The sequence below is a fragment of the Rhizobium sp. PAMB 3182 genome (assembly GCF_052908355.1).
Genome location: NZ_CM128607.1, coordinates 708,197 through 730,358, shown reverse-complemented (window position 1 = coordinate 730,358; position 22,162 = coordinate 708,197). Strand labels below are relative to the sequence as shown.

The 22,162-nt window shown below is 63.0% G+C and carries 22 protein-coding genes; 8 read left to right on the top strand and 14 right to left on the bottom strand.

Features of this window, described 5'->3' with window-relative positions:
• Positions 1–3: 3 nt before the first annotated feature.
• A complete protein-coding gene (locus tag ACU5AZ_RS03690; RefSeq protein ID WP_446824688.1) occupies positions 4–1,047 on the bottom strand; it encodes a diguanylate cyclase domain-containing protein in 1,044 nt (347 codons plus the stop codon).
• Positions 1,048–1,166: 119 nt separating this feature from the next.
• A complete protein-coding gene (locus ACU5AZ_RS03685; protein ID WP_446824687.1) occupies positions 1,167–1,679 on the bottom strand; it encodes a DinB family protein in 513 nt (170 codons plus the stop codon).
• A 144-nt stretch (positions 1,680–1,823) separates the two neighbouring features.
• On the opposite strand from ACU5AZ_RS03685, the gene ACU5AZ_RS03680 reads away from it, so the two are divergent.
• Together ACU5AZ_RS03680 and ndk are read left to right on the top strand one after the other, a co-directional pair.
• The gene (locus tag ACU5AZ_RS03680; RefSeq protein WP_446824686.1) at positions 1,824–2,513 is read left to right on the top strand and encodes a glutathione S-transferase family protein; all 690 of its coding nucleotides are present in this window, start codon (positions 1,824–1,826) and stop codon (positions 2,511–2,513) included.
• Positions 2,514–2,632: 119 nt separating this feature from the next.
• On the top strand, positions 2,633–3,055 hold the full coding sequence (ndk, locus tag ACU5AZ_RS03675) for a nucleoside-diphosphate kinase (protein ID WP_446824685.1): 423 nt from the start codon (positions 2,633–2,635) through the stop codon (positions 3,053–3,055).
• Between the two features lie 71 nt (positions 3,056–3,126).
• Here the strand turns inward: ndk and ACU5AZ_RS03670 are convergent, their stop codons facing one another.
• The 5 genes from ACU5AZ_RS03670 to ACU5AZ_RS03650 form a co-directional block, all read right to left on the bottom strand.
• A complete protein-coding gene (locus tag ACU5AZ_RS03670) occupies positions 3,127–3,597 on the bottom strand; it encodes a molybdenum cofactor biosynthesis protein MoaE (protein ID WP_446824684.1) in 471 nt (156 codons plus the stop codon).
• Between the two features lie 145 nt (positions 3,598–3,742).
• Complete coding sequence (moaD, locus tag ACU5AZ_RS03665) at positions 3,743–3,997, bottom strand: molybdopterin converting factor subunit 1 (protein WP_446824683.1); 255 nt, start codon at positions 3,995–3,997, stop codon at positions 3,743–3,745.
• Positions 3,994–4,590: a CDP-diacylglycerol--glycerol-3-phosphate 3-phosphatidyltransferase gene (gene pgsA / locus ACU5AZ_RS03660; RefSeq protein ID WP_446824682.1), complete on the bottom strand. Its 597-nt coding sequence runs from the start codon at positions 4,588–4,590 to the stop codon at positions 3,994–3,996. The genes moaD and pgsA overlap by 4 nt, the downstream gene beginning before the upstream one ends.
• A gap of 103 nt (positions 4,591–4,693) precedes the next feature.
• Positions 4,694–6,724 (bottom strand): excinuclease ABC subunit UvrC, encoded by a 2,031-nt coding sequence (uvrC, locus tag ACU5AZ_RS03655; protein WP_446824681.1) that lies wholly within the window; start codon positions 6,722–6,724, stop codon positions 4,694–4,696.
• Positions 6,721–7,488, bottom strand: a complete 768-nt coding sequence (locus ACU5AZ_RS03650; protein WP_446824680.1) for an SDR family oxidoreductase — start codon at positions 7,486–7,488, stop codon at positions 6,721–6,723. The genes uvrC and ACU5AZ_RS03650 overlap by 4 nt, the downstream gene beginning before the upstream one ends.
• Before the next feature lie 359 nt (positions 7,489–7,847).
• Here ACU5AZ_RS03650 and ACU5AZ_RS03645 point away from each other — a divergent pair, with 359 nt between their 5' ends.
• On the top strand, positions 7,848–8,492 hold the full coding sequence (locus ACU5AZ_RS03645) for an outer membrane protein (RefSeq protein WP_446824679.1): 645 nt from the start codon (positions 7,848–7,850) through the stop codon (positions 8,490–8,492).
• 69 nt (positions 8,493–8,561) lie between these two features.
• Here ACU5AZ_RS03645 and ACU5AZ_RS03640 read toward each other — a convergent pair whose 3' ends face one another.
• The 3 genes from ACU5AZ_RS03640 to ACU5AZ_RS03630 are packed head-to-tail and all read right to left on the bottom strand — an operon-like array spanning position 8,562 to position 10,784.
• The gene (locus ACU5AZ_RS03640) at positions 8,562–9,158 is read right to left on the bottom strand and encodes a glutathione S-transferase (protein WP_446824678.1); all 597 of its coding nucleotides are present in this window, start codon (positions 9,156–9,158) and stop codon (positions 8,562–8,564) included.
• Positions 9,159–9,182: 24 nt separating this feature from the next.
• Entirely contained in the window at positions 9,183–9,920 is a 738-nt protein-coding gene (locus ACU5AZ_RS03635; RefSeq protein ID WP_446824677.1) for a ribonuclease T2 family protein, read from the bottom strand.
• Between the two features lie 3 nt (positions 9,921–9,923).
• Entirely contained in the window at positions 9,924–10,784 is an 861-nt protein-coding gene (locus ACU5AZ_RS03630) for a 23S rRNA (adenine(2030)-N(6))-methyltransferase RlmJ (protein ID WP_446824676.1), read from the bottom strand.
• 85 nt (positions 10,785–10,869) lie between these two features.
• Here ACU5AZ_RS03630 and ACU5AZ_RS03625 point away from each other — a divergent pair, with 85 nt between their 5' ends.
• Positions 10,870–13,011 (top strand): molybdopterin oxidoreductase family protein, encoded by a 2,142-nt coding sequence (locus ACU5AZ_RS03625; RefSeq protein ID WP_446824675.1) that lies wholly within the window; start codon positions 10,870–10,872, stop codon positions 13,009–13,011.
• Positions 13,008–13,625 carry an NUDIX domain-containing protein gene (locus ACU5AZ_RS03620; protein WP_446824674.1) on the top strand — a complete coding sequence of 206 codons (618 nt, stop codon included), beginning with the start codon at positions 13,008–13,010 and terminating at the stop codon, positions 13,623–13,625. The genes ACU5AZ_RS03625 and ACU5AZ_RS03620 overlap by 4 nt, the downstream gene beginning before the upstream one ends.
• A gap of 12 nt (positions 13,626–13,637) precedes the next feature.
• Here ACU5AZ_RS03620 and ACU5AZ_RS03615 read toward each other — a convergent pair whose 3' ends face one another.
• From ACU5AZ_RS03615 to purM, 4 genes are all read right to left on the bottom strand, one after another.
• On the bottom strand, positions 13,638–15,497 hold the full coding sequence (locus tag ACU5AZ_RS03615) for an ABC transporter ATP-binding protein (RefSeq protein ID WP_446824673.1): 1,860 nt from the start codon (positions 15,495–15,497) through the stop codon (positions 13,638–13,640).
• Positions 15,498–15,643: 146 nt separating this feature from the next.
• Complete coding sequence (locus ACU5AZ_RS03610) at positions 15,644–15,928, bottom strand: BON domain-containing protein (protein WP_446824672.1); 285 nt, start codon at positions 15,926–15,928, stop codon at positions 15,644–15,646.
• A 103-nt stretch (positions 15,929–16,031) separates the two neighbouring features.
• Entirely contained in the window at positions 16,032–16,652 is a 621-nt protein-coding gene (gene purN, locus ACU5AZ_RS03605) for a phosphoribosylglycinamide formyltransferase (RefSeq protein WP_446824671.1), read from the bottom strand.
• Positions 16,649–17,722: a phosphoribosylformylglycinamidine cyclo-ligase gene (gene purM / locus ACU5AZ_RS03600; protein ID WP_446824670.1), complete on the bottom strand. Its 1,074-nt coding sequence runs from the start codon at positions 17,720–17,722 to the stop codon at positions 16,649–16,651. The genes purN and purM overlap by 4 nt, the downstream gene beginning before the upstream one ends.
• Positions 17,723–18,048: 326 nt before the next feature.
• Here purM and ACU5AZ_RS03595 point away from each other — a divergent pair, with 326 nt between their 5' ends.
• Genes ACU5AZ_RS03595 through ACU5AZ_RS03585 form a run of 3 tightly spaced genes read left to right on the top strand, consistent with a single transcriptional unit; the run spans position 18,049 to position 22,152 of the window.
• On the top strand, positions 18,049–19,182 hold the full coding sequence (locus tag ACU5AZ_RS03595) for an AI-2E family transporter (RefSeq protein ID WP_446824669.1): 1,134 nt from the start codon (positions 18,049–18,051) through the stop codon (positions 19,180–19,182).
• 1 nt (position 19,183) lies between these two features.
• Positions 19,184–19,888 carry a DnaA regulatory inactivator HdaA gene (hdaA, locus tag ACU5AZ_RS03590; protein WP_446824668.1) on the top strand — a complete coding sequence of 235 codons (705 nt, stop codon included), beginning with the start codon at positions 19,184–19,186 and terminating at the stop codon, positions 19,886–19,888.
• A 59-nt stretch (positions 19,889–19,947) separates the two neighbouring features.
• Positions 19,948–22,152, top strand: coding sequence for an RNA degradosome polyphosphate kinase (locus ACU5AZ_RS03585; protein ID WP_446824667.1), 2,205 nt, complete (start codon positions 19,948–19,950; stop codon positions 22,150–22,152).
• Positions 22,153–22,162: the final 10 nt, after the last annotated feature.

Genomic DNA, 22,162 nt, shown 5'->3' with positions numbered 1-22,162 from the left:
AGCTCAGGCGACGCTGTTGCGCATATTGGCGCGGGCGATATCCGGACCGAAGGCGACGACCGGTGTGCGCTCGTTGGCACGTGCTGCCGCAAGGGCGGCCTCTGCCTGAGCACGCAGATGCGCGGGCGAGGGGGCGTTCACCGTCATCGCCAGCCCGAAGGACAGCGTCAGCGGCGGGCCGACCATCTCGGATGCGAAGATCAGATTGTCCTCGACCTGGGCGCGCAGGCGCGCAGCGATGCCAACGGCATCCTCTTTCGTGACGCCATGGATGAGGAAGGCGAACTCGTCGCCGCCCGAACGCGCCGCGAAATCGTCCTTCTTGACCGCCTTGCGGAAGATCGTCCCGAGCTGCTTGAGAACCCGGTTGCCGGCGCTGGCGCCATAGGTGCGGTTGAAGAGCGCGAAACCATCGATGTCGGCGATGATCAAAGCCATCTCCTGCGGCACGGTCGCGCCGTCATAGGCGTCGGCGAGCTTGCGCTGCAGGGCGGCCCGGTTCGGCAGGCTGGTCAGCCGGTCGCGGAGCGTCGCTTCCGCCGCGCGTTCCCGGAACCGGTCGCCGGCGTCCAGCTGTTCGAGGCCTTTGTCCAGCTTTTCGACGAGCTGCTGCTCGAAGCGGGTGACGTCGGACAATGCTTCGCCGAGAAAGCCGGCCTGGGCGATGATGACCTGCGCCTCATCCGCCGTCGCGCCATCGAGCGCGCCCGTGACGGTCTCGAGCGAGCGCAGGAAATTGGCCTTGCCGGTGCTGGCGAGGCCGATATGTTCGGAAAGCGAGCGGATGACCCGCGACTGGTTGGCGCCCGCCTGTTCGGCGCGGTAGCCCCAGAACGCCGGCAGGCGGTGCTTGAGCCCGACCTCGTCGATCAGGACCTGGCCCGGACCGACGCCGAGCGCGGTGATGTCCTTGCGCAACTCGTCCTGTGCTCCATAGAGCGCCTCGTACAACAGCTCGTAATTGCGCGGCAGGCCGCGGATTTTCAGCCGCTGCATCAGGACATTGATGTTGTCCGATTCCGTCTTCTTTCGGTCGACCGACCACATGACGCGCCTCCGCCACTTCGAGCTTTTGCGCCATTAGGTGCGGAGGCGTTTTAATTTCGCGTGAAATTCAAGGCGTTGTCCGTCGAAAAGCTGATGCGACGGTTAACGGTCCGTTCGCATCACCTGTAAGCGGCGCCATCCTCGGAGCGCTGGAAATAGATGAGGTCGAGGGCCAGCGACGGCTTGCCGAGCGCCGTGAGCGTCATGTGCGCCTGGCCGCGATGATGCGTGTGATGGTTGAAGAAATGAAACAGGGTGGGTGTGAGGCGCTGGGTGATCGTCACCGGATTGGTGATCGGCGTGTAGGTGATATCGGCGGCGAGCTGTTCCTCCGTCAGGCTGCCTACCCAGTCGAAGATACGCTCGTCTTCCTGCCTTCGGGCGTTCCTCAGATCGGCGAATTCCTCGTGGACAATGCCGTCGAGCCCTGTCGGGGCATTGCCGGTCCCCGTGAAGCGCCGCATCCAGATCTGATCGGCAAGCAGGACATGGTTGAGCGTGCCGCTGAGCGAACCGAAAAAGGCTCCCTTGTCGGTGTTGAACTCTTCCGGCGTCAGGTCGGACACGGCCTGATAGAGGCGATCATTGGCCCAGCGGTTGTAGGCGGCAAACATCATGAAATGGTCGCGCATGAAATCCTCCGTACGTTGGTGGCAGATAGTGCGGCGGGCGGGCAGGTTTGAAAACAGGCGGATCCATGAAAAATACTGATTGGATTATCATGCCGGGATGACCTGCTATGAATGCCCTGCCGAAACCATTGGAGCCCCCGTTTGATGACCAGATTGCTTTACTCGCTGTGCGGTGCCGACGAGACGCGTCCCTTCTCCCCGCATGTCTGGAAGACCAAGATGTCGCTCGCCCACAAGGGGCTCGCCTACCGGGAAGTCCCGACCCCGTTTACCGGTATTCCGCATATCGAGGGCGGCGCGACCAAGACGGTTCCGCTCCTGGTCGACAACGGCACGGTGGTGATCGACAGTTTCCAGATCGCCCTCTATCTCGACGAGACCTATCCGGAGACGCCGTCGCTGTTTCGCGGCGAGGGCGCCAAGGCGCTGTCGCGCTTCGTCGAGGGTTATTCGCAGTTCGTCGTCCACCCGGCGATCACGAAGATCGCCATTCTCGACATCCACGACATGCTGGCGCCCAAGGATCAGGCTTATTTCCGTGAAAACCGCGAGCAGCGTTTCTCCCGCACGCTCGAAGACGTGGCAGCCGGCCGTGAGCAGGAAATCGCCAGCTTTTCCGCCAAGCTCGAGCCGATGCGGCACATGCTGAAGTTCCAGCCCTTCCTCGGCGGCGACAGCCCGCTGTTTGCCGATTACATCCTGTTCGGCGCTCTGCAATGGCTCAGGATCGTCTCCGATGCCAAGGTCTTGCCGGCGGGCGATCCGGTCACCGACTGGTTCGAGGGCTGCCTCGATCTTTATGACGGGCTCGGCCGCTCCGTCGATGCCGCCTGATTGCATCGCCGGCCTCGCGCGGGGCCGGCGATTCTCGCTTCGTCCCTCTTGTTTTGCAGGCGGAAGGCGGCTATTGAGCCGCCCAAACCTCCTCAATCAATTCAAGGGATGAAACCGAAATGGCGATTGAACGCACCTTCTCCATGATCAAGCCGGACGCCACCAAGCGCAACCTGACCGGCGCCATCACCAAGATGCTCGAAGATGCCGGCCTGCGCGTCGTCGCTTCCAAGCGCGTGTGGATGAGCCGCCGCGAAGCCGAAGGCTTCTACGCTGTTCACAAGGAACGTCCGTTCTTCGGCGAACTGGTCGATTTCATGTCCTCCGGCCCGACCGTCGTCCAGGTTCTCGAAGGTGAAAACGCAATCGCCAAGAACCGCGAAGTCATGGGCGCCACCAACCCGGCAAACGCTGCCGAAGGCACCATCCGCAAGGTTCACGCCCTGTCGATCGGCGAAAACTCCGTTCACGGCTCCGATGCTCCGGAAACCGCTGCAGAAGAAATCGCCTACTGGTTCTCCGGCACCGAAATCGTCGGCTGAATCAATGCCTGAACCGGTTCGCGGACCGGTTTGAAAAGACTCGTGAAAACGGCGCCATCCGGCGCCGTTTTTTATTGTGTCTGCCACTTTTCCTGGGCCCGGTCGTCGGCATCCTTTGCTGACACCCAGTCGCCGAGCTTTCCGTCCGCCTGATATTCCTTCTTCCAGAACGGGGCGGAGGTCTTGAGGAAATCCATCACGAAGTTCGCACCGTCGAAGGCCGCTTGCCGGTGGGGTGCGGCGGCGATGACGAGGACGATGTTCTCGCCGGGCGAAATCTTGCCGAAACGGTGGATGGCGGTCAGGCCCTGCAACTGAAACCGCTCGATCGCCAGCCTGGCGATGCGGGCAATCTCCGCTTCCGCCATGCCGGGATAATGTTCCAGTTCGAGCGCGCACAGCGTGCCGCCCTCATCGCGGCAAAGCCCGGTGAAGGTGACGACGGCGCCGATGTCGGCGCGCCCCTCGGTCAGCTTCATGCATTCGCCGGCAAGGTCGAAATCCTCGCGCTGGACGCGGATGGTGGGGACGACGGTGGTCATGGGCGTACTGTCTTCAGCTTCTGTCTTTGAACTTTTCCACGTGCTGCGCCGAGAACCTGATGCATCCCGGCCCTTCGCATGGCTTCGGGTGTTCGACGCTGCAATCGGTTCACCGGATCGATTGCTCCGCTTCGCGGACCGCGTCTCACCCACCGGTCATCGGCGGGAAGATGCCGATCTCGCGGGCGCCGGCGATGCGTTCGCCGTGTTCCACATGCTCCTGGTTGATGGCAACCCGGATTGCCTTCGGGAACTGCAGCGCCGCGTCGTATTCCTCGCCTCGCGCTTTCAGGAACTCAAGCAGATCGGCCACGGTCTCCACGTCGGCGGGCAGGTTCACCTCTTCCTCGGTCTTGCCGATCTTTTCCCGCACCCAGGCGAAGTAGACGAGTTTTGTCACGCTTCTTCTCCGACGACATGCTTGAGGCCCGCCCGGAAATAATCATAGCCGGTATAGACCGTCAGCAGGGCGGCGAGCCACAGCAGCGCGATGCCGAGATCGGTGGTGTAGGCGAAATACTTGTCGCCTGCCGGGCCTGCAAGAAGGAAGCCGAGTGCCACCATCTGCACCGTCGTCTTCCACTTGGCGATCCGCGTCACCGGCACGCTGACCTTCAGCTCGGCGAGATATTCGCGCAGGCCGGAAACCAGGATCTCGCGGCAGAGAATGATGATCGCTGCCCACAGCGACCAGCCGGCAATCGTCTTTTCCGTGTCGGCGGCCAAGAGCAGCAGGCAGGTGGCGACCAGAAGCTTGTCGGCGATGGGATCGAGCATCCGGCCGATATTGGACGTCTGGTTCCAGATGCGCGCCAGATAGCCGTCGAAGAAATCGGTGATGGAGGCCGCGACGAACAGGCCGAGCGCCGCCCAGCGCGCCACATCCGTCATATGCAGCGTGCCTTCCGCGAAGAAGCACAGCACGATCAGCGGTACGGCCAGAATGCGGCCGTAGGTCAGGAGATTGGGGATGTTGAGTGCTGGGGAGGTCATGGTGTCCTGTATTCTCTTTTTGAGCAGACGCTGACGCTAGATGAAAACTTTGAAGTTAACGCGTCAACTCTTCTTTGCGGCGTTTTTACGATGAAGCCCGACGTTAGCCGGACCGATCTTCGTGAAAGTGATTGTATATCTGCTTTGCGACGGTTTCCGAAATGCCGGAGACGGTCATCAGATCGGCGAGCCCGGCGCGCGAGACGGCCTTCGCCGTGCCGAAGTGCTGCAGCAGCGCACGCTTGCGGCCGGGACCGATGCCGGAAATCTCGTCGAGCGGGTTTTTCACCATCTCCTTCTTCCGGCGGGCCCGGTGCGAGCCGATCGCGAAACGGTGCGCTTCGTCGCGCATCCGCTGGATGAAATAGAGGACGGGATCGCGGGGCGGCAGGGTGAAGTCGTCCCGTTTGCCGGCAAAGAACCGTTCACGGCCGGCCTCGCGGTCGGCGCCCTTGGCGACGCCGATGGCGGTCACGCAGTCGCTGATGCCGAGTTCGTCAAGAATGGCTCTGACGGCGCTCATCTGCCCCTTGCCGCCGTCGATGAGGATGACGTCGGGCCAGGCCGGGAAATTGGCGTCCTCGTCGGCGGCCACCGCTTCCGGCGAGCGGTCCGGCTTGCCTTCCTCCTTCAAGAGGCGCGAGAAACGGCGTGTCATGACTTCCTTCATCATCCCGAAGTCGTCGCCTGGCGTGATGTCCGTCGATTTGATGTTGAACTTCCGGTACTGATTCTTGACGAACCCTTCCGGCCCGGCGACCACCATGCCGCCGACGGCGTTCGTGCCCATGATGTGCGAGTTGTCGTAGATCTCGATGCGTCGCGGCACATAGGCAAGCTCGAAGGTCTCGGCAAAGCCCTGCAGAAGGCGTGATTGCGAGGCGGTTTCGGCGAGCTTGCGGCCATGCGCCTCGCGCGCATTCGCCAGAACCTGGTCGGTGACCTCCTTCTTCTCGCCGCGCTGCGGCACCGAGACCGTCACCTTGTAGCCGGCCTTTTCGCCGAGCGCCTGCGACAGCAGATCCATCTCCTCGATCTTTTCCGACAGCAGGATCTGCCGGGGACAGGGCTTGTCGTCATAGAATTGCGCCAGGAAGGCATTCAGCACCTCGGCACCCGTGAGCGCCGGGTCGGCCTTCGGGAAATAGGCGCGGTTGCCCCAGTTCTGTCCGGTGCGGAAGAAGAACACCTGGATGCAGGACAGGCCGCCCTCGTGATGGATGGCGAAGATGTCGGCTTCTTCGATGCCTGCCGGATTGACGCCCTGGTGGCTCTGGACGTGCGAGAGCGCCGCCAGCCGGTCGCGGTAGACGGCGGCGCGCTCGAAATCGAGCTCTTCGGCGGCGTCGTTCATAGCCTCGGCGATGGCGGCCTTGACGTTCTGGCTCTTGCCGGAAAGGAAGTCCTTCGCCTCGGACACCAGCTCGGCATAGTCCGCATCGGAGACTTCATGCGTGCACGGACCGGAGCAGCGCTTGATCTGGTGCAGCAGACAGGGGCGGGTGCGGCTCTCGAAGACGCTGTCGGTACAGGTGCGGATCAGGAAGGCGCGCTGCAGCGAGTTGATCGTCCGGCCGACGGCCGAGGCGGAGGCGAACGGCCCGAAATAGTCACCCTTTCGGGCCCGCGCACCGCGGTGCTTGAAGATGGCAGGCGCGCGATGATCGCCGGTGATCAGGATATAGGGAAACGACTTGTCGTCGCGCAGCAGCACGTTGAAGCGCGGACGCAGCCGCTTGATGAGGTTCGCTTCGAGAAGCAGCGCCTCGGTCTCCGTCCGCGTCGTGACGAATTCCATATGCGCGGTTTCGCGAATCATCCGGGTGATGCGGTTCGAATGGCCGCGGCCCTGGGCATAGTTGGAGACGCGCTTCTTCAGCGAGCGGGCCTTGCCGACGTAAAGCACGTCGCCGGCCTCGTTGAACATGCGATAGACGCCCGGCGCATTCGGCAGGTGCTTGACGAAGGCGCCGATGAGTTCCGCACCCTTCAGCCCGTGCGCGCGGCCGTCACCTTCATTCCAGTCGATACCGGTCGCGCCGATCGTCGCCACGGCATCCGGGATGATGTCGTCGTCTTCGTCGTCGTCCGTTTCTCCGTAAAGGATGCCGCCGTCATCCGGCTTGCCGCTCATTCCCTGATCTCCATGATGTCCGGCGTCTGCCAGGCGAGATGCTGCCCGCCGTCGAGAGCGATCATCTGCCCGGTAATAGACGGCGTGTCGATCAGGAACTTGATCGTCCGGCCGAATTCGTCAAGCGCCGGCCCTCGCTGCAGCAGCACGGCAGCCACCTGCTTGTCGAAATCCTCCTGCTCCTGCCGTGTGTTCGGAAGCGTCGGCCCGGGGCCGATGGCATTGACGCGGACGCGCGGCGCAAGGGCCTGGGCCATCGTCTTTGTGGCCGTGTAGAGCGCCGACTTCGATAGCGTGTAGGAATAGAATCGCGGATTGAGCGCCAGAACGCGCTGGTCGACCATGTTGACGACGAGGCCTTCCGCCTTCTCCGGCAATTGCCGGGCAAGCGCTGCGGCCAGCTGCGAGGGTGCGCGCACATGCAGCGCGAAATGCAGGTCCCATGCCTTGGCGTTCATGTCCTTGACGCTGTCATGAATGAAGACGGAGGCATTGTTGACGAGTACGCCGACCGGGCCGAGCCGGGCCTTGACAGCGTCAACGAGCGTCTCCGTTTCCTCGGCGCTTGAAAGGTCGGCCTTGACGGCAATGGCCGTATGTCCCTGATCCCGCAAGGCGGTGGCGGCCTCTTCGGCTTCGTCAAGGGAAGTATTGGCATGAATTGCGACGGCAAAGCCATCTTTCGCCAAGTCTTGAGCCATGGCCAGACCAAGCCTTTTTGCAGCCCCGGTGACCAGGGCGACACGTGGAATATTTGCCGTCAAAAGTCGTTCCTCGCATGAAATCAGAGTCTCGATGCCATGATATAGGCGTTCGCGCCGGATGATAAAGAGTGTGGCAAGTGTCGTTCAGATTTAATTTCGATTTTTACTTTCAGTATATTTATGTATTAAACAAATATTAAACAGAGGCGCCTGTGATTAATCTATGTTAAGATATGTAAAATTTCCGTTGCGTAAAAGCAACACCGTAAATACACCATCTTTGTGCCGCAAATATTTCACATTTCGGCTCTGGCAATTCCTCATTCGCGATCCAAATTCTCACTTGTCCTGGCGGGGGAAACTGAATTTCGCCGGGTTGCCCATGAGGCAGTCGGCATCAATCCGAAAGGAAATAGAATATGCGTACTGTGTTGATTACTCTTCTCACCTCCACCGCGCTCATCGCGGGGATCGCTCAGGCCCAGGCAGCGGATGCGATCGAAGCACCGCCGGCTCCGCCGCCGGTTGCAAACGACGTCGTTCCGGTGACGCCCACCTGGCAGGGTTTCTACCTCGGTGGTGAAGGCGACTATAACTGGGCTCGCTTCGGTGATAGCAGCAGCCTGAATGGCGATGGTTTCGGTGGTGGCTTCTACGGCGGCTACAACTGGCAGGCCGGCAAGATGGTCTACGGTCTTGAAGGCGATATCGGATACTCCGGCGTCGAAGGCGATGTCGCTTCCGGCTTCAAGGGCAAGACCGGCTGGAACGGCGCCATCAAGGGCCGCGTCGGTTACGACCTGAACCCCTTCCTGATCTACGGTACGGGTGGTCTCGCGATGGCCGACACCAAGATTTCGGGTAACGGCGATTCCGACAGCAAGGTCCAGTACGGCGCGACCGTCGGCGTCGGTGCGGAAGCCTTCGTGACCAACAACATCACGGCCCGCGTCGAATACGACTACACCAACTACTTCGACCGTGACTACGATGTCGGCGGCAGCTCGTTCTCCCGCGGCTTCGACGAGCACTCCGTCAAGGTCGGTATCGGCGTCAAGTTCTGATTTTTCTTCGAGAAATCTAAGACGGAAAAGCCGGGGCTCTGCCCCGGCTTTTTTGCGTCGTCCTGACAGTCATCCCTGCGATTTCAGGGCAGGGAATTCCGGGAAGCGCTTCTCGAACTTGACCGGCCACGCAGCCAGGTTTTCGCGACCTTCTTCCCAGCGGCCTTCGAAACGAAGCTGCAGGTAGCCGACCAGTGCGGCCAGCGCGAAATGGCCGCCATGCAGGGTCTTCGGCGTCTTCGGCAGGTTCTTGTCGAGATAGTCCAGCCCGCGCTCGACCTTCGACCACTGCCATTCCAGCCACGGCTCGTGCACCTTCTCCTCCGGCCGGAACCGTCGTTCGTAGATGCTGGTGACGAGGCAATCGGTGATCCCGTCGCACAGCGCTTCCAGCACCAGCGCCTCGGCGCGCTTCTTCTTCTTGTGCGGGTAGAGCTTGCGACCATATTCCTGATCGAGGAACTGCATGATCGCCCGGCTGTCGTAGACGGCGTCGCCATCGGCGGTGACGATCGTCGGGATCTTGCCGAGCGGGTTCTGCTCGACGAGTTCGACAGGCGCGGCCGTCGTGTTCACCTTCACGGCGTCGAAATCGATGCCGAGATAGCGGATCGCCATGTGCACCTTGGCGGAATAGGGCGATGTGGAGGAATAGAGAAGCTTCATGGGGTCTCCCTTGAGGTATCCGGTTCAGCGCACCGGCGGAACGTTGATCTGGCCGGCGCGGCAGGACTGCCGGTCGACCTCCGGGCAAGTCCGGAATTTGAGGTCTTTGGTAAGGCAAATCCGGATTTCGTCAAGCTGCCCGCGCTCGCAGGTGACGGCGACGCCTTGCGGCTTGAGACCGGGATTGGCGGCGATCATCTGCCGCTCGATCTCGTTGACGGCGAGCGTCTGGCGCTGGCGCGGCCGGTCCAGCAGCTTCGGCACCATAATTCTCTGGCGCGCGGTCTTCAGGACGTCGAAATAATCGTCCCGCGAAAGCCCGGAACAGGTGCCGTGCTTCTCCCATTCATGACGCATCAGCCCCGCCGACGGCATGATCGGGCCGAGTTCACGGACGAGTGCATCGGGAATGCGCCCGGCCTCAGCCGACGAGCACGAGTCGGGATAGCCCCGCTCATATTGCGGCCAAAGACCATGCACGATGAAGCCGTAGGACTTTCCCGCACCACATTGCTGGCCGGCATTTCCGGCGGATGGCCCGGAGCAGAAGGTCGGCGACCAGGAGAGTGAGAGGACGTAGAAATCGAAGCCCGAGCCGATCGGAACGGCGGGCGCCGGCGTATCGGTCTTGGCGACCTCTGTTGTTGACGTAGGGGCAGGTTTGACGGCGGTCTCGCGGTCATCGCCGCCACGCATCAGGCCGGCCGCTCCACCGGCTGCGATGAACAGCGCAAGCAGGAGGAAACCGGCATAGCGTCGCATCGCTCAGCCTTCCTCGCCTTCGCCGCGGATCCAGTGAGCCTTGCCGGAGGCGAAGCGGTCCTGCGCCAGTGTTTCCTTGAGGAAGGGCAGCAGCGTGTGCAACTCGTCCTTCAGCGTGAACGGCGGATTGACGATGATGAGGCCGGAGCCGGTGAGCCCGGTCGAGTCGCGGTCGCTTTTGACCGTCAGTTCGGCACAGAGCATCTTCTGGATGCCGGTGTCGCGCAGCGCCTGGTGAAATTCCTTGATCGGCGCGCCCTGCTTGATCGGATACCAGAGGCAGTAGGTGCCGCCGGGAAAGCGCTTGTAGGCTCTGGAAAGTCCGTCGACGAGGCGGTCGTATTCGCCTTCTTCCTCGAAGGGCGGGTCGACCAGGACGACGCCGCGCTTTTCCTTCGGCGGCAGGTGCGCGCCGAGCGCCAGCCAGCCGTCGAGCTCGGTCACGCGGACCTGATAGTCGCCCTCGAAAACATATTTCAGGACTGCGGCGTCCGTCGGATGCAGCTCCATCGCCGACAGGCGGTCCTGCGGACGGAACAGCATCCGGGCCAATTTTGGCGAGCCCGGATAATGGGTTACGCCGCCTTCCGGATTCAGGCTCTGAACGGCGGAGAGGTAGGGTTCGAGGATTTCCGCCACCTTCGGCGGCAGATCCGCGTCGATCAACCGGCCGATGCCGTCGCGCCATTCGCCGGTCTTCTGCGCCTCCTCGGAGGTGAGATCGTAGAGCCCGATGCCGGCATGGGTGTCGATCAGCCGGAAGGCCTTGTCCTTCGCCTGCATGTAACGGACGATGCGGGCGAGGATGGCGTGCTTCAGGACATCGGCGAAATTGCCGGCATGGTAGATGTGGCGGTAGTTCATTCGCTGACGTGATCGCTCCGATGATTTCTTGGAATGCGGACATTTCCGACTTTGGGGCGTCCGGTCTCTCCTCTATAAGAGACGTATGAACATTGCCGCACCCATTCGCCCGCAATCCTCCACCGGTCATACGGCCTGTCCGCACGACTGTCCATCCACCTGCGCGCTTGACGTCGAGCTTGACGCCGATGGCAAGGTCGGCCGCGTCCGCGGTTCTGCCGACAACAGCTACACGGCCGGCGTCATCTGTGCCAAGGTCGCCCGCTATGCCGAGCGCCTCTATCACCCGGACCGGCTGATGGCGCCGAAGCGGCGCACCGGTGCGAAAGGTGAGGGGCGCTGGCAGGAGGTTTCCTGGGAAGCAGCACTCGACGAGATCGCCGAGGCCTTCGTCAAGGCGGAGGCAAAGCACGGCTCCGAGGCGGTCTGGCCCTATTTCTATGCAGGCACCATGGGTCTCGTTCAGCGCGACTCGATCGAGCGCCTGCGCCACGCCAAGCGCTATTCCGGCTTCTTCGGCACGATCTGCACCAATATGGCCTGGACCGGCTACACGATGGGCACCGGCACCTTGCGCGGTCCGGACCCGCGCGAGATGGCCAAGTCTGATTGCGTGGTCATCTGGGGCACGAATGCCGTTGCCACACAGGTCAACGTCATGACGCACGCGATCCGCGCCCGCAAGGAGCGCGGCGCCAGGATCGTCGCCATCGACATCTACGACAATCCGACCATGAAGCAGGCGGACCTGAAGCTCATCCTCAGGCCCGGCACCGACGCCGCACTCGCCTGCGCCGTCATGCACATTGCCTTCCGCGACGGCTATGCCGACCGCGATTACATGGCCCGCTTCGCAGACGATCCGGCCGGCCTCGAGGCGCATCTGAAGACGCGCACGCCGGAATGGGCTGCCGGCATCACCGGTCTCACTGTGGACGAGATCGAGACCTTCGCCAGGCTCGTCGGCACGACGCCGAAGACCTATTTCCGCCTCGGCTACGGCTTCACCCGCCAGCGCAACGGCGCGGTCGCCATGCACGCGGCGCTGTCGATCGCCACGGTTCTCGGTTCCTGGCAGCACGAGGGCGGCGGCGCGTTCCATTCGAATTCGGACATCTTCAAGCTCAACACGGCGATCGTCAAAGGCACGGCGATGGTCGACCCCGATATCCGCATGCTCGACCAGTCGCAGGTCGGCCGGGTGCTGACCGGCGATGCCGAGGCGCTGCGTCATCGCGGTCCGGTGACGGCGATGCTGATCCAGAACACCAATCCGGTGAATATCGCGCCCGAGCAGCGGTTGGTGAAGCAGGGCTTCCTGCGCGACGACCTGTTCGTCGCCGTCCACGAGCAGTTCATGACGGATACCGCCGAACTCGCCGACATCGTCCTGCCCGCCACCATGTTCCTCGAACATGACGACATCTACCGCGGCGGCGGCCAGAGCCACATCCTGATCGGCCCGAAGGTGACGGAGCCGCCGGCAACCGTGCGCACCAATCTGTTCGTCATCGAGGAACTGGCAAAGCGCCTCGGCGTCGCAGACTGTCCGGGCTTCGGCATGAGCGAGCGCGAGCATATCGCCGCCATGCTCACGGCATCCAACCTGCCGGACTTCGATACGCTTGCCGAGGAGAAATGGTTCGACCGCCAGCCGGCCTTCGAGGACGCCCATTATCTGAACGGCTTCGCCCATCCGGGCGGCAAGTTCCGCTTCCGGCCCGACTGGACCGGCACGCCCGCGCCCAACCGCCCGCCGGAATCGGTCGGCGTGCTCGGCGCCGTCGATCGGCTGCCGATGTTCCCGGATCATGTCGAACTGATCGAGGAAGTGGACGAGACGCATCCTTTCCGCCTTGCCACGTCGCCCGCCCGCAACTTCCTGAACTCCACCTTCGCCGAGACGAAGACGTCGCGGCAGAAGGAGGGCAGGCCGGAACTGATGATCCATCCGGAAGACGCCGCCCGCCTCGGCGTGGAAGACGGCGCGATCGTGCGCATTGGCAACAATCGCGGCACGCTGCGCATCCATGCCAAGGTGACCGACGAGATGAAGCGCGGCACGCTGATCGCCGAGGGGCTCTGGGCCAACAGCGCCCATATCGACGGGGAGGGCATCAACGTGCTGACCGGCGCCGACTGCGTCGCCCCCTATGGCGGCGCGGCCATCCATGACAACCGCGTCTGGCTGGAAAAGGTGACAGTCGAACAACCGGAATTCGCATGAGCAAGTTTGACAGGACGAAAATCCAGATCGTCGAGGACAGGACGATCTGGCAGGGCTGGAGCCGTTTGAGCGAGGTCACCTTCGACTACACCAGCTCGGATGGCGACACCTCACGCATCACCTGGGAAATCTACGATCGCGGCCGGGCCGTGGCGGTGCTTCTGTTCAACCGCGAAAGCGAGACCATCACGTTTGTCCGCCAGTTCCGTCTGCCGGCCTATCTGCAGAAGCTGCCGCATTTTCTTTTGGAAGCGCCGGCCGGCAATCTGGAGGAGGGCGATCCTGCCGACGGCATACGCCGCGAGATTCTCGAGGAGACCGGCTATCAGATCGACGACGTCGTGCCGCTCTTCGAGGTCTACATGTCTCCGGGCGCCTATATGGAGCGCATCCAGTTCTTTGCCGCCTTTGTCGATCCGTCGATGAAGGTCGCGGACGGCGGCGGCCTCGACCATGAGAACGAAGATCTGGAACTCGTGGAACTGCCGCTGGAGGAAGCCTACGCCATGATCGGCCGCGGCGAGATCGTCGACGGCAAGACGGTCATGCTGCTGCAATGGGCGATGCTCAACCGCGACGCGCTGAAGGCCGGCAGAATTCCCGTCCCCGGCTGATCCGGCCGGTCGTCAGAGAGCCTCTTCCTTGTCGGGAATGTAGCCGCCGGTCTGGCGGTTCCAGAGACGGGCGTAGAGACCACCCATCGCCAGTAATTCGTCGGGCCGTCCTTCCTCGACGATGCGACCCTTGTCGAGGACGACGATCCTGTCCATCTGCGAAATCGTCGAGAGGCGGTGGGCGATGGCGATCACCGTCTTGTTCTCCATCAGGAGGTCGAGGTTCTGCTGGATCGCTGCTTCCGCCTCGCTGTCGAGCGCCGAGGTCGCCTCGTCGAGCACGAGTATCGGCGCATCCTTGAGCAGCACGCGGGCGATCGCCACCCGCTGCCGCTGGCCGCCGGACAGCTTGATGCCCCGGTCGCCGACATAGGCGTCGTAGCCACTGCGGCCTTCGCTATCCTTCAGTCCGGGGATGAATGTATCGGCCTGCGCCAGGCGTGCGGCATTCTCCACCTCCTGGCGGGAGGCGCCGGGTCGGCCATAGAGAATGTTGTCGCCGACCGAGCGGTGCAGCAGCGACACGTCCTGGGTGATGACGCCGATCGCTTCGCGCAGGCTCGCCTGGGTGACGCGGGTGATATCCTGTCCGTCGATCAGGACACGTCCACCCTCCAGGTCGAAGAAGCGCAGGAGCAGGCTGACGAGCGTCGTCTTGCCGGCGCCCGACAGGCCGACGATGCCGATCTTCTCACCGGCCTTCACCGTCAGCGACAGGTCCCGGATGACGCGCTGGTCCTTCTGGTATTCGAAGCGAATGGCCTCGAAGCGGATTTCGCCATGCTTGACCTCCAGGCGGCCCGCGCCTGAGGCATCCCGGATCGTCGGCGGCGTGGTCATTACCGGCATCGCGTCGCGGATCGTGCCGATCGCCTCGAAGATCTGCTGGCCCATGTTGAGGAAGGCCCGGGCATTGGATGACAGCCGCTGGGCGATGGTGATCGACGCAACGAAGTCCCCAAGCGTGACGAAGGACGCCGTCATCCCCCAAATGCCGACGATACAGGTAGAAAGCAGCAGGAGCACGTTCAGGGTGATGATGGCGATGTCCGCCGTCAGCATGACACGACGTTCTGTGTGCTGGGCGGCAAGCGATTTGCCGAGCGCCTTGCGGATTGCACCCGCCTCGCTGTCTTCTGCCGAGAACAGCTTGACCGTCTGGATGTTGGAATAGAGATCCGCCATCGTCCCGACCACGCGGCTGCGCGTCTTCGCCGTGCGGCGGGCGAGATCGGAAAACAGCGGCACCGCCTTGCGGGCGACGAAGAGGTTTGCGACCGCCCAGACGAGCACCGGAATGGCGAGCGGCCAGGATATGGCCGCAATCAGGATCAGCGAGCCGGTCACCTGCACGATGAAGTTCGGCAGGACCCATGCCGCCACCGCCAGTTGCTGCTTGATGGCCGAGGCGACCTGGGCGATGCGCGTCGCGACCTGTCCGGCAAACAGGTCGTGGAAGAAGGCGAGGTCCTGGCGCTCGACCGCCTTGTGGCCATGCCATTGCATGAGGACGGGCAGGCTGACGGCAATGACCTGTGAGCCCAGCGTGTTGCACAGGAAGGCAAGCAGCGGCATCACCGGGAAGAACAGGACGCCGAAAGCGACGATCGCCGACATGTGGCTCTCGACAAAAGCGGCCGCACCTTGTGTCGTCACACCGTCCACCAGTCGCGAAATGCCCCAGATGACGGCGAGATTGCAGGCCTCCGTCGCCATGCTCAGCACAAGGATCGCGATCAAGGCACCGCGGCACATGCGTGCGAAATGCATGAGAAGCGCAAGCGGCCCATCTGCGGGCAGGGGGCTGAACGGCACATCCAGGGGGCGGACGAGCGTCTCGAACGGGCGAAAGACGCGGTCTGACAGCGACATGGCAACCTGCTTTTCGATGATGTCAGGGCGGACGGTTAGGTCCGTTCACTAAACCACGAGTCGTGCTGATGGGCGAAGCCAATCGCGTGTCATTCGTCTTCAGGTTGCCGCCGTCTCCGTCTCCTCGGCGGGGCATGTCTGTGGCCTCAGAGCTTTTCGCCCTTCGCCACGGTGATGCGCGTATCGACGCGTTCGACGCCTTCCACCGAAGCGGCGGCATTGGTGGCAACCTCGATCTCGCGCTCCTGCGGAACGGTGCCGCTGAGGCGAGCGGTGTCGTCGTGAACCTCGACCTCAAGCGCTTCGGCATGAACGCCTTCGGTGGTGGCGAGCGTACCGGCGACACGGGTTTCGGTCAGCTTGTCCTTGACGGCCCGGATTTCGGCGCCTTCGTTATGTTCGTCGAAGAATGTGGGAAGCTCATATTTCATGGCAATCCTCCTTTCGTTTCCTGGTGGCAGGGCATGAACCCTGCTTAAGGGAAGCGCTTCACGATCAGGATTGTTCCATGATGGCCCCGCAATGCGGCAGGGATCAGACGGAAATAAGGAAGTCTGCGCCGTCGGTTGCCTCGATTGCGCCGCCGGCGACTTTGGCCAGTGCGCGGGCGTAGATCTGGTGCTCGACGGCAAGCACGCGGTGGGCGAGGTCGTCGGCGGTGTCGCCTGCAAGGATCGGCACGACGCCCTGGGCGATGACCGGACCTTCGTCCATCCCCTCGGTCACGACATGCACGGTGCAGCCGGCAAGCTTCATGCCGGCGTCGAGCGCCCGCTGATGGGTGTGAAGACCCGGGAAAAGCGGCAGCAGCGAGGGGTGGATGTTGAGGATGCGCCCGTCATAGGGACGGATGAATTCGGCCGACAGCAGGCGCATGTAGCCGGCAAGGCAGATCAGGTCCGGGTTGATGTCGGCGAGGCAGGCGAGAACGGCCGCTTCGTGGGCGGTCTTGCTGTCGTAGTCCTTGCGCATGAACACATGCGTGGCAATGCCGAGCGCTTCCGCCTTGGCGAGCCCGCCGGCGTCTGCCTTGTCGGAGACGACGGCGACGACCTCCGCGGGGAAGCCCGGTGCCTGCGCGGCTTTGGCAAGCGCCACCATGTTCGAGCCGGAGCCCGAGATGAAGATGACGACGCGCTTCTTCGCCGAACTCATAGGGCGAGCGTGCCCTTGTAGACCGTGCCGGGCGCGCCTTCGCTGCGCTCGACCATGCGGCCGAGCGGGAAGACCGTCTCGCCGGCTTCGCCGAGCGCCGCACTGACGGCGTCAGCCTGGTCGGCAGGGACGACGACGATCATGCCGACGCCGCAGTTGAAGGTGCGCAGCATTTCGCTGGCGGCGACACCGCCCTGCGCCGAAAGCCAGGAGAAGACTGGCGGAACGGCAATCGACGCCAGGTCGATCTCTGCGGCCAGCGTCTTCGGCAGAACGCGCGGAATGTTTTCCGGGAAGCCGCCGCCGGTGATGTGGGCCAGCGCCTTGATCGCGCCGGTGTCGCGGATCACTTTCAGGAGCGGCTTCACATAGATGCGGGTCGGGGTCAGAAGCGCCTCGCCGAGCGTCTTGCCTTCGGCGAACGGTGCGGGCGCATCCCAGGACAAGCCGGAGAGTTCGACGATCTTGCGCACCAGCGAGAAACCGTTGGAGTGGACGCCGGAGGAGGCGAGGCCGAGAATGACGTCGCCCGCCTCGATATTGCCCGACGGCAGCAGCTGGCCGCGCTCGGCCGCACCGACGGCGAAGCCCGCGAGGTCGTAGTCCCCGGAGGAATACATGCCCGGCATTTCCGCCGTCTCGCCGCCGATCAGCGCGCAACCGGCTTCCAGGCAGCCGGCGGCAATGCCGCCGACGATCGCCGCGCCTTGGTCGGCGTCGAGCTTTCCGGTGGCGAAATAGTCGAGGAAGAAGAGCGGTTCCGCGCCCTGGACGACGAGGTCGTTGACGCACATGGCGACGAGGTCGATGCCGACGGTGTCGTGCCGGTCGGCGTCGATGGCGATCTTGAGCTTGGTACCGACGCCGTCATTGGCGGCGACCAGCACCGGATCGGTGAAGCCTGCGGCCTTCAGGTCGAACAGGCCGCCGAAGCCGCCGATTTCGCCGTCGGCGCCCGGACGGCGCGTCGACTTCACAGCGGGCTTGATCTTCTCTACCATGAGATTGCCGGCATCGATGTCGACGCCTGCGTCGCTGTAGGTAAGGCCGTTTTTGCCGGACTGGCTCATCGATCGTTCTCCACTGGCTCGGAACGGTTTTTTCGTGCCGCTGGCAATTGCACGGGTCAGCGCGAGATGCAAGCCGGATGGCGGCGAAAACCCCGGTTTTTCACCGCAATGCCGGCCGTTTTCGGCACAGGCGCAAGGCCCGCCGCATGTGCCGCGGCGTGATGTTGAGGGTCTCGCAGGACCGGGTGGCGACGCCGGCTTTCGATTGCACCATCGCCGATGACGGGCGGACTTGACCAGTCTCCCACACGCATCCTATCTCCTAGGGACAGCAATTTCAGCCGCACCGGTTCGAACTCCGGCCCAACACGAGGAAACCGAAGCTCTTGGAACACAAACACATCAGCAGCGCGAGCCTCAGGCGGCAGGCAGTCTTCTGGCTTTGTGCCCTGCTGGTCCTCGCCGTGTTCCTCACCGTATTCCATTCGATCCTGCTGCCCTTCGTGGCCGGCATGGCGCTCGCCTATTTCCTCGATCCGGTCGCCGACCGGCTCGAGAAGATCGGGCTCAGCCGGATGATGGCGACGATCGTCATCCTCATCATGTTCATCGTCGTCTTCGTGATCGCCCTGGTCATCCTCATCCCGATCATCGCCGGGCAGTTGTCCGACTTCATCTCCAAGCTTCCAGGCTACATCAACCAGCTGCAGGACTTCATCACCCGCCAGCACGGCACGCTGATGCCCGACTGGATCGCCAACCAGGTGACGACGGTGAAGGAGAACTTCTCCAACTTCATCACCGAGGGCGCCGGATTTCTCGGCAAGCTGCTCGGGCAGATCTGGAGTTCGGGCAAGGCGCTGGTCGACATCGCCTCGCTGTTCGTCATCACGCCGGTCGTCGCCTTCTATCTCCTGCTCGACTGGGACCGCATGGTTGCCAAGGTCGACAGCTGGATCCCGCGCGACCACGTCGCCAGTGTCCGCCTGATCGCCCATGAAATGGACAATGCGATTGCCGGCTTCGTGCGCGGGCAGGGCTCCCTCTGCCTGATCCTTGGCCTCTATTACGGCATTGGCCTGTCGCTGACGGGTTTGAACTTCGGCTTGTTGATCGGTCTCTTCAGCGGCGCGATCAGCTTCATTCCCTATATCGGCTCGACCGTCGGCCTGGTGCTCGCCTTCGGCGTCGCGGTCGTGCAGTTCTGGCCGGAATACCTCAATGTTGCCCTGGTGCTGATCATCTTCCTCTCCGGCCAGTTCCTTGAGGGCAACATCCTGCAGCCGAAGCTGGTCGGCCAAAGCGTCGGCCTGCACCCCGTCTGGCTGATGTTCGCGCTGTTTGCATTCGGTCTGTTGTTCGGCTTCGTCGGCCTGCTGGTCGCCGTTCCGGCCGCAGCCGCCGTCGGTGTGCTCGTCCGCTTCGCCCTCAATCGCTATCTGGAAAGCGATCTTTATCACGGGCACGGCGGCATGAAGCTCATCGAACATGATACGGCTCCGGAGGAACTGGAGCCGTAAGATGAAGAAGAGCGACCGTCCGAGGCGCGAGACCGGCCAGCTGCCGCTGGCCTTCGAACACGCGGCTGCACGCGGCCGCGACGACCTGCGCGTGTCCGATCCGTTGAGCGCGGCCGTCTCCATCATCGATGAATGGCCGCGCTGGCCGTCGCCCGTCGTCATCCTCGCCGGGCCGGAAGGCGCCGGCAAGTCGCACCTCGCCGCCATCTGGCGGGAGCGCAGCGGCGCGGTGCCGATCTCGGCCGAAATGGGCGCGAAGGCGAGCGAACTGGCCGCCCTGGGACCGGTGGTCTTCGAGGATGCCGACCGCGCCGGCTTCGACGACGACATGCTCTTCCACGTCATCAATTCCGTTCGCGAGAATGGCACGAGCCTCTTGATGACGTCGCGCCTCTGGCCGATGTCCTGGCCGGTGACGCTGCCGGACCTCGTCTCGCGGCTGAAGGCGGCGACCGTGGTCGAGATCGGCGAGCCGGACGAGGATTTGCTGTCGCAGGTGATCGTCAAGCTCTTTGCCGACCGGCAGCTTCTGATCGACGACAAGCTGGTGCTCTACATCGTCAATCGCATGGAACGCTCCATGCGCGCGGCGCAGAAGATCGTCGAGAGCCTCGACCATCTGGCGCTGGCCAGGGGAACGCGGATCACCCGGACGCTCGCCGGCGAGGTCATCGATGAAATGAGCGGCGGGCAGGGTGGCGAGTGATTGTCACATAACCGTCGTTAACGTGTTATATTCGCGGGAAATCATACGAAGGCAGGCAAATGGACACGTTCGCATCCGACAACCAGAACATGGAACAACAGGAAGGAACGGTCGCAGACGATCCGTTCGATACGCTGATCGCCAGTCCCGAACGCTTCATCAACCGCGAATTTTCCTGGCTGCAGTTCAATCGGCGGGTGCTTGAGGAGACGCTGAACTCCGCCCATCCGCTTCTGGAGCGCGTCCGCTTCCTGTCGATATCCGCCGCCAACCTCGACGAATTCTTCATGGTGCGTGTCGCTGGTCTCGAAGGGCAGGTGCGCCAGGGCATGTCGATGAGGACGCCCGACGGCAAGACGCCGGCCGAACAGCTCGACGAAATCCTGAAAGAGATCGACAAGCTGCAGATGGAGCAGCAGGCCTCGCTCGCCGTCCTGCAGCAGGCGCTGGCGAAGGAGGATATCCTGATCGTTCGCCCCGGCGCGTTGTCGGACGAGGATGCCCAGTGGCTGAGCAATGAGTTCGCCGAATCGATCTTCCCGGTTTTGACCCCGCTGTCGATCGACCCGGCGCATCCCTTCCCCTTCATTCCGAACCTCGGATTCTCGGTCGGACTCCAGCTGGTCTCGAAGACCGGCCGCGAGCCGATGACGGCGCTCCTGCGCCTGCCGCCGGCGCTTGACCGCTTCATCCGTCTGCCCGATGCCGGCACGACCATCCGCTACATCACGCTCGAAGACGTGGTGTCGATGTTCATCCACAAGCTCTTCCCCGGCTACGAGGTGCAGGGCTCCGGTACGTTCCGCATCATCCGCGACAGCGATATCGAAGTGGAGGAAGAGGCCGAAGATCTGGTGCGGTTCTTCGAAACCGCCCTGAAGCGCCGCCGCCGCGGCTCCGTGATCCGCATCGAGACGGATTCCGAAATGCCGGCCTCGCTGCGCCATTTCGTGGTCCATGAACTGGGCGTTCCGGACAATCGCGTCGCTGTCCTGCCGGGCCTTCTGGCGCTCAACACGATCTCCGAGATCGTCAAGGCGCCGCGCGAGGAACTGAAGTTCGAGACCTACAATCCGCGCTTCCCCGAGCGGGTGCGCGAGCATGCCGGCGACTGCTATGCCGCGATCCGCGAAAAGGACATGGTGGTCCACCACCCCTACGAATCCTTCGACGTGGTGGTCCAGTTCCTGTTCCAGGCCGCCCGCGACCCGGACGTGCTGGCGATCAAGCAGACGCTGTACCGCACCTCCAACGACAGCCCGATCGTGCGCGCCCTGATCGACGCGGCCGAGGCCGGCAAGTCCGTGACCGCGCTCGTCGAGTTGAAGGCGCGCTTCGATGAAGAGGCCAACATCCGCTGGGCGCGCGACCTCGAACGCGCCGGCGTGCAGGTGGTGTTCGGCTTCATCGAGTTGAAGACGCACGCCAAGATGTCGATGGTCGTGCGCCGCGAGGACGGCAAGCTGCGTACCTACTGCCATCTCGGCACCGGCAACTACCACCCGGTCACGGCGAAGATCTACACCGATCTGTCCTTCTTCACCTGCAGCCCGAAGATCGCCCAGGACATGGCCAACGTCTTCAACTTCATCACCGGCTACGGCGAGATGGAGGAGGGGATGAAACTGGCGGTCTCGCCCTATTCGCTGCGCAGGCGCATCCTCACCCATATCGACGAGGAGATCGAGAACGCCAGGAACGGCCGGCCGGCGGCGATCTGGATGAAGATGAATTCGCTCGTCGACCCCGACATCATCGACGCGCTCTACCGGGCAAGCCATGCCGGCGTCGAGATCGACCTCGTGGTGCGCGGTATCTGCTGCCTGCGCCCGCAGGTGGCGGGCCTCTCCGACAATATCCGCGTCAAGTCGATCGTCGGCCGCTTCCTCGAGCACAGTCGCATCTTCTGCTTTGGCAACGGCCATGGCCTGCCGTCGGCTAAGGCGCTGGTCTATATCGGCTCGGCCGACATGATGCCGCGCAACCTCGACCGTCGCGTCGAGACGCTGGTGCCGCTCCTGAACCCGACCGTGCATGAGCAGGTTCTTCAACAGATCATGCTGGGCAATCTGATTGACAACCAGCAGAGCTACGAGATACTGCCCGACGGGACGTCCAGACGCATGGAAGTGCGCGAGGGCGAGGAGCCGTTCAATGCGCAGCACTATTTCATGACAAATCCCAGCCTGTCGGGCCGGGGGGAAGCCTTGAAGTCCAGTGCGCCGAAACTGATTGCCGGATGGATTTCCGGCAAGAAGAACTAGAACTGGGACT

Coding starts and splice junctions, on each gene's coding strand:
- ACU5AZ_RS03690 (WP_446824688.1), bottom strand. CDS start 1,047: ATGTGGTCGGTCGACCGAAAGAAGACGGAATCGGACAACATCAATGTC.
- ACU5AZ_RS03585 (WP_446824667.1), top strand. CDS start 19,948: ATGGACACGTTCGCATCCGACAACCAGAACATGGAACAACAGGAAGGA.
- ACU5AZ_RS03610 (WP_446824672.1), bottom strand. CDS start 15,928: ATGAAATATGAGCTTCCCACATTCTTCGACGAACATAACGAAGGCGCC.
- ACU5AZ_RS03645 (WP_446824679.1), top strand. CDS start 7,848: ATGCGTACTGTGTTGATTACTCTTCTCACCTCCACCGCGCTCATCGCG.
- ACU5AZ_RS03685 (WP_446824687.1), bottom strand. CDS start 1,679: ATGCGCGACCATTTCATGATGTTTGCCGCCTACAACCGCTGGGCCAAT.
- pgsA (WP_446824682.1), bottom strand. CDS start 4,590: ATGACCTCCCCAGCACTCAACATCCCCAATCTCCTGACCTACGGCCGC.
- ACU5AZ_RS03625 (WP_446824675.1), top strand. CDS start 10,870: ATGAACATTGCCGCACCCATTCGCCCGCAATCCTCCACCGGTCATACG.
- uvrC (WP_446824681.1), bottom strand. CDS start 6,724: ATGAGCGGCAAGCCGGATGACGGCGGCATCCTTTACGGAGAAACGGAC.
- ACU5AZ_RS03620 (WP_446824674.1), top strand. CDS start 13,008: ATGAGCAAGTTTGACAGGACGAAAATCCAGATCGTCGAGGACAGGACG.
- ACU5AZ_RS03630 (WP_446824676.1), bottom strand. CDS start 10,784: ATGAACTACCGCCACATCTACCATGCCGGCAATTTCGCCGATGTCCTG.
- ACU5AZ_RS03615 (WP_446824673.1), bottom strand. CDS start 15,497: ATGTCGCTGTCAGACCGCGTCTTTCGCCCGTTCGAGACGCTCGTCCGC.
- purM (WP_446824670.1), bottom strand. CDS start 17,722: ATGAGCCAGTCCGGCAAAAACGGCCTTACCTACAGCGACGCAGGCGTC.
- ACU5AZ_RS03635 (WP_446824677.1), bottom strand. CDS start 9,920: ATGCGACGCTATGCCGGTTTCCTCCTGCTTGCGCTGTTCATCGCAGCC.
- ACU5AZ_RS03670 (WP_446824684.1), bottom strand. CDS start 3,597: ATGACCACCGTCGTCCCCACCATCCGCGTCCAGCGCGAGGATTTCGAC.
- purN (WP_446824671.1), bottom strand. CDS start 16,652: ATGAGTTCGGCGAAGAAGCGCGTCGTCATCTTCATCTCGGGCTCCGGC.
- ndk (WP_446824685.1), top strand. CDS start 2,633: ATGGCGATTGAACGCACCTTCTCCATGATCAAGCCGGACGCCACCAAG.
- ACU5AZ_RS03680 (WP_446824686.1), top strand. CDS start 1,824: ATGACCAGATTGCTTTACTCGCTGTGCGGTGCCGACGAGACGCGTCCC.
- hdaA (WP_446824668.1), top strand. CDS start 19,184: ATGAAGAAGAGCGACCGTCCGAGGCGCGAGACCGGCCAGCTGCCGCTG.
- ACU5AZ_RS03640 (WP_446824678.1), bottom strand. CDS start 9,158: ATGAAGCTTCTCTATTCCTCCACATCGCCCTATTCCGCCAAGGTGCAC.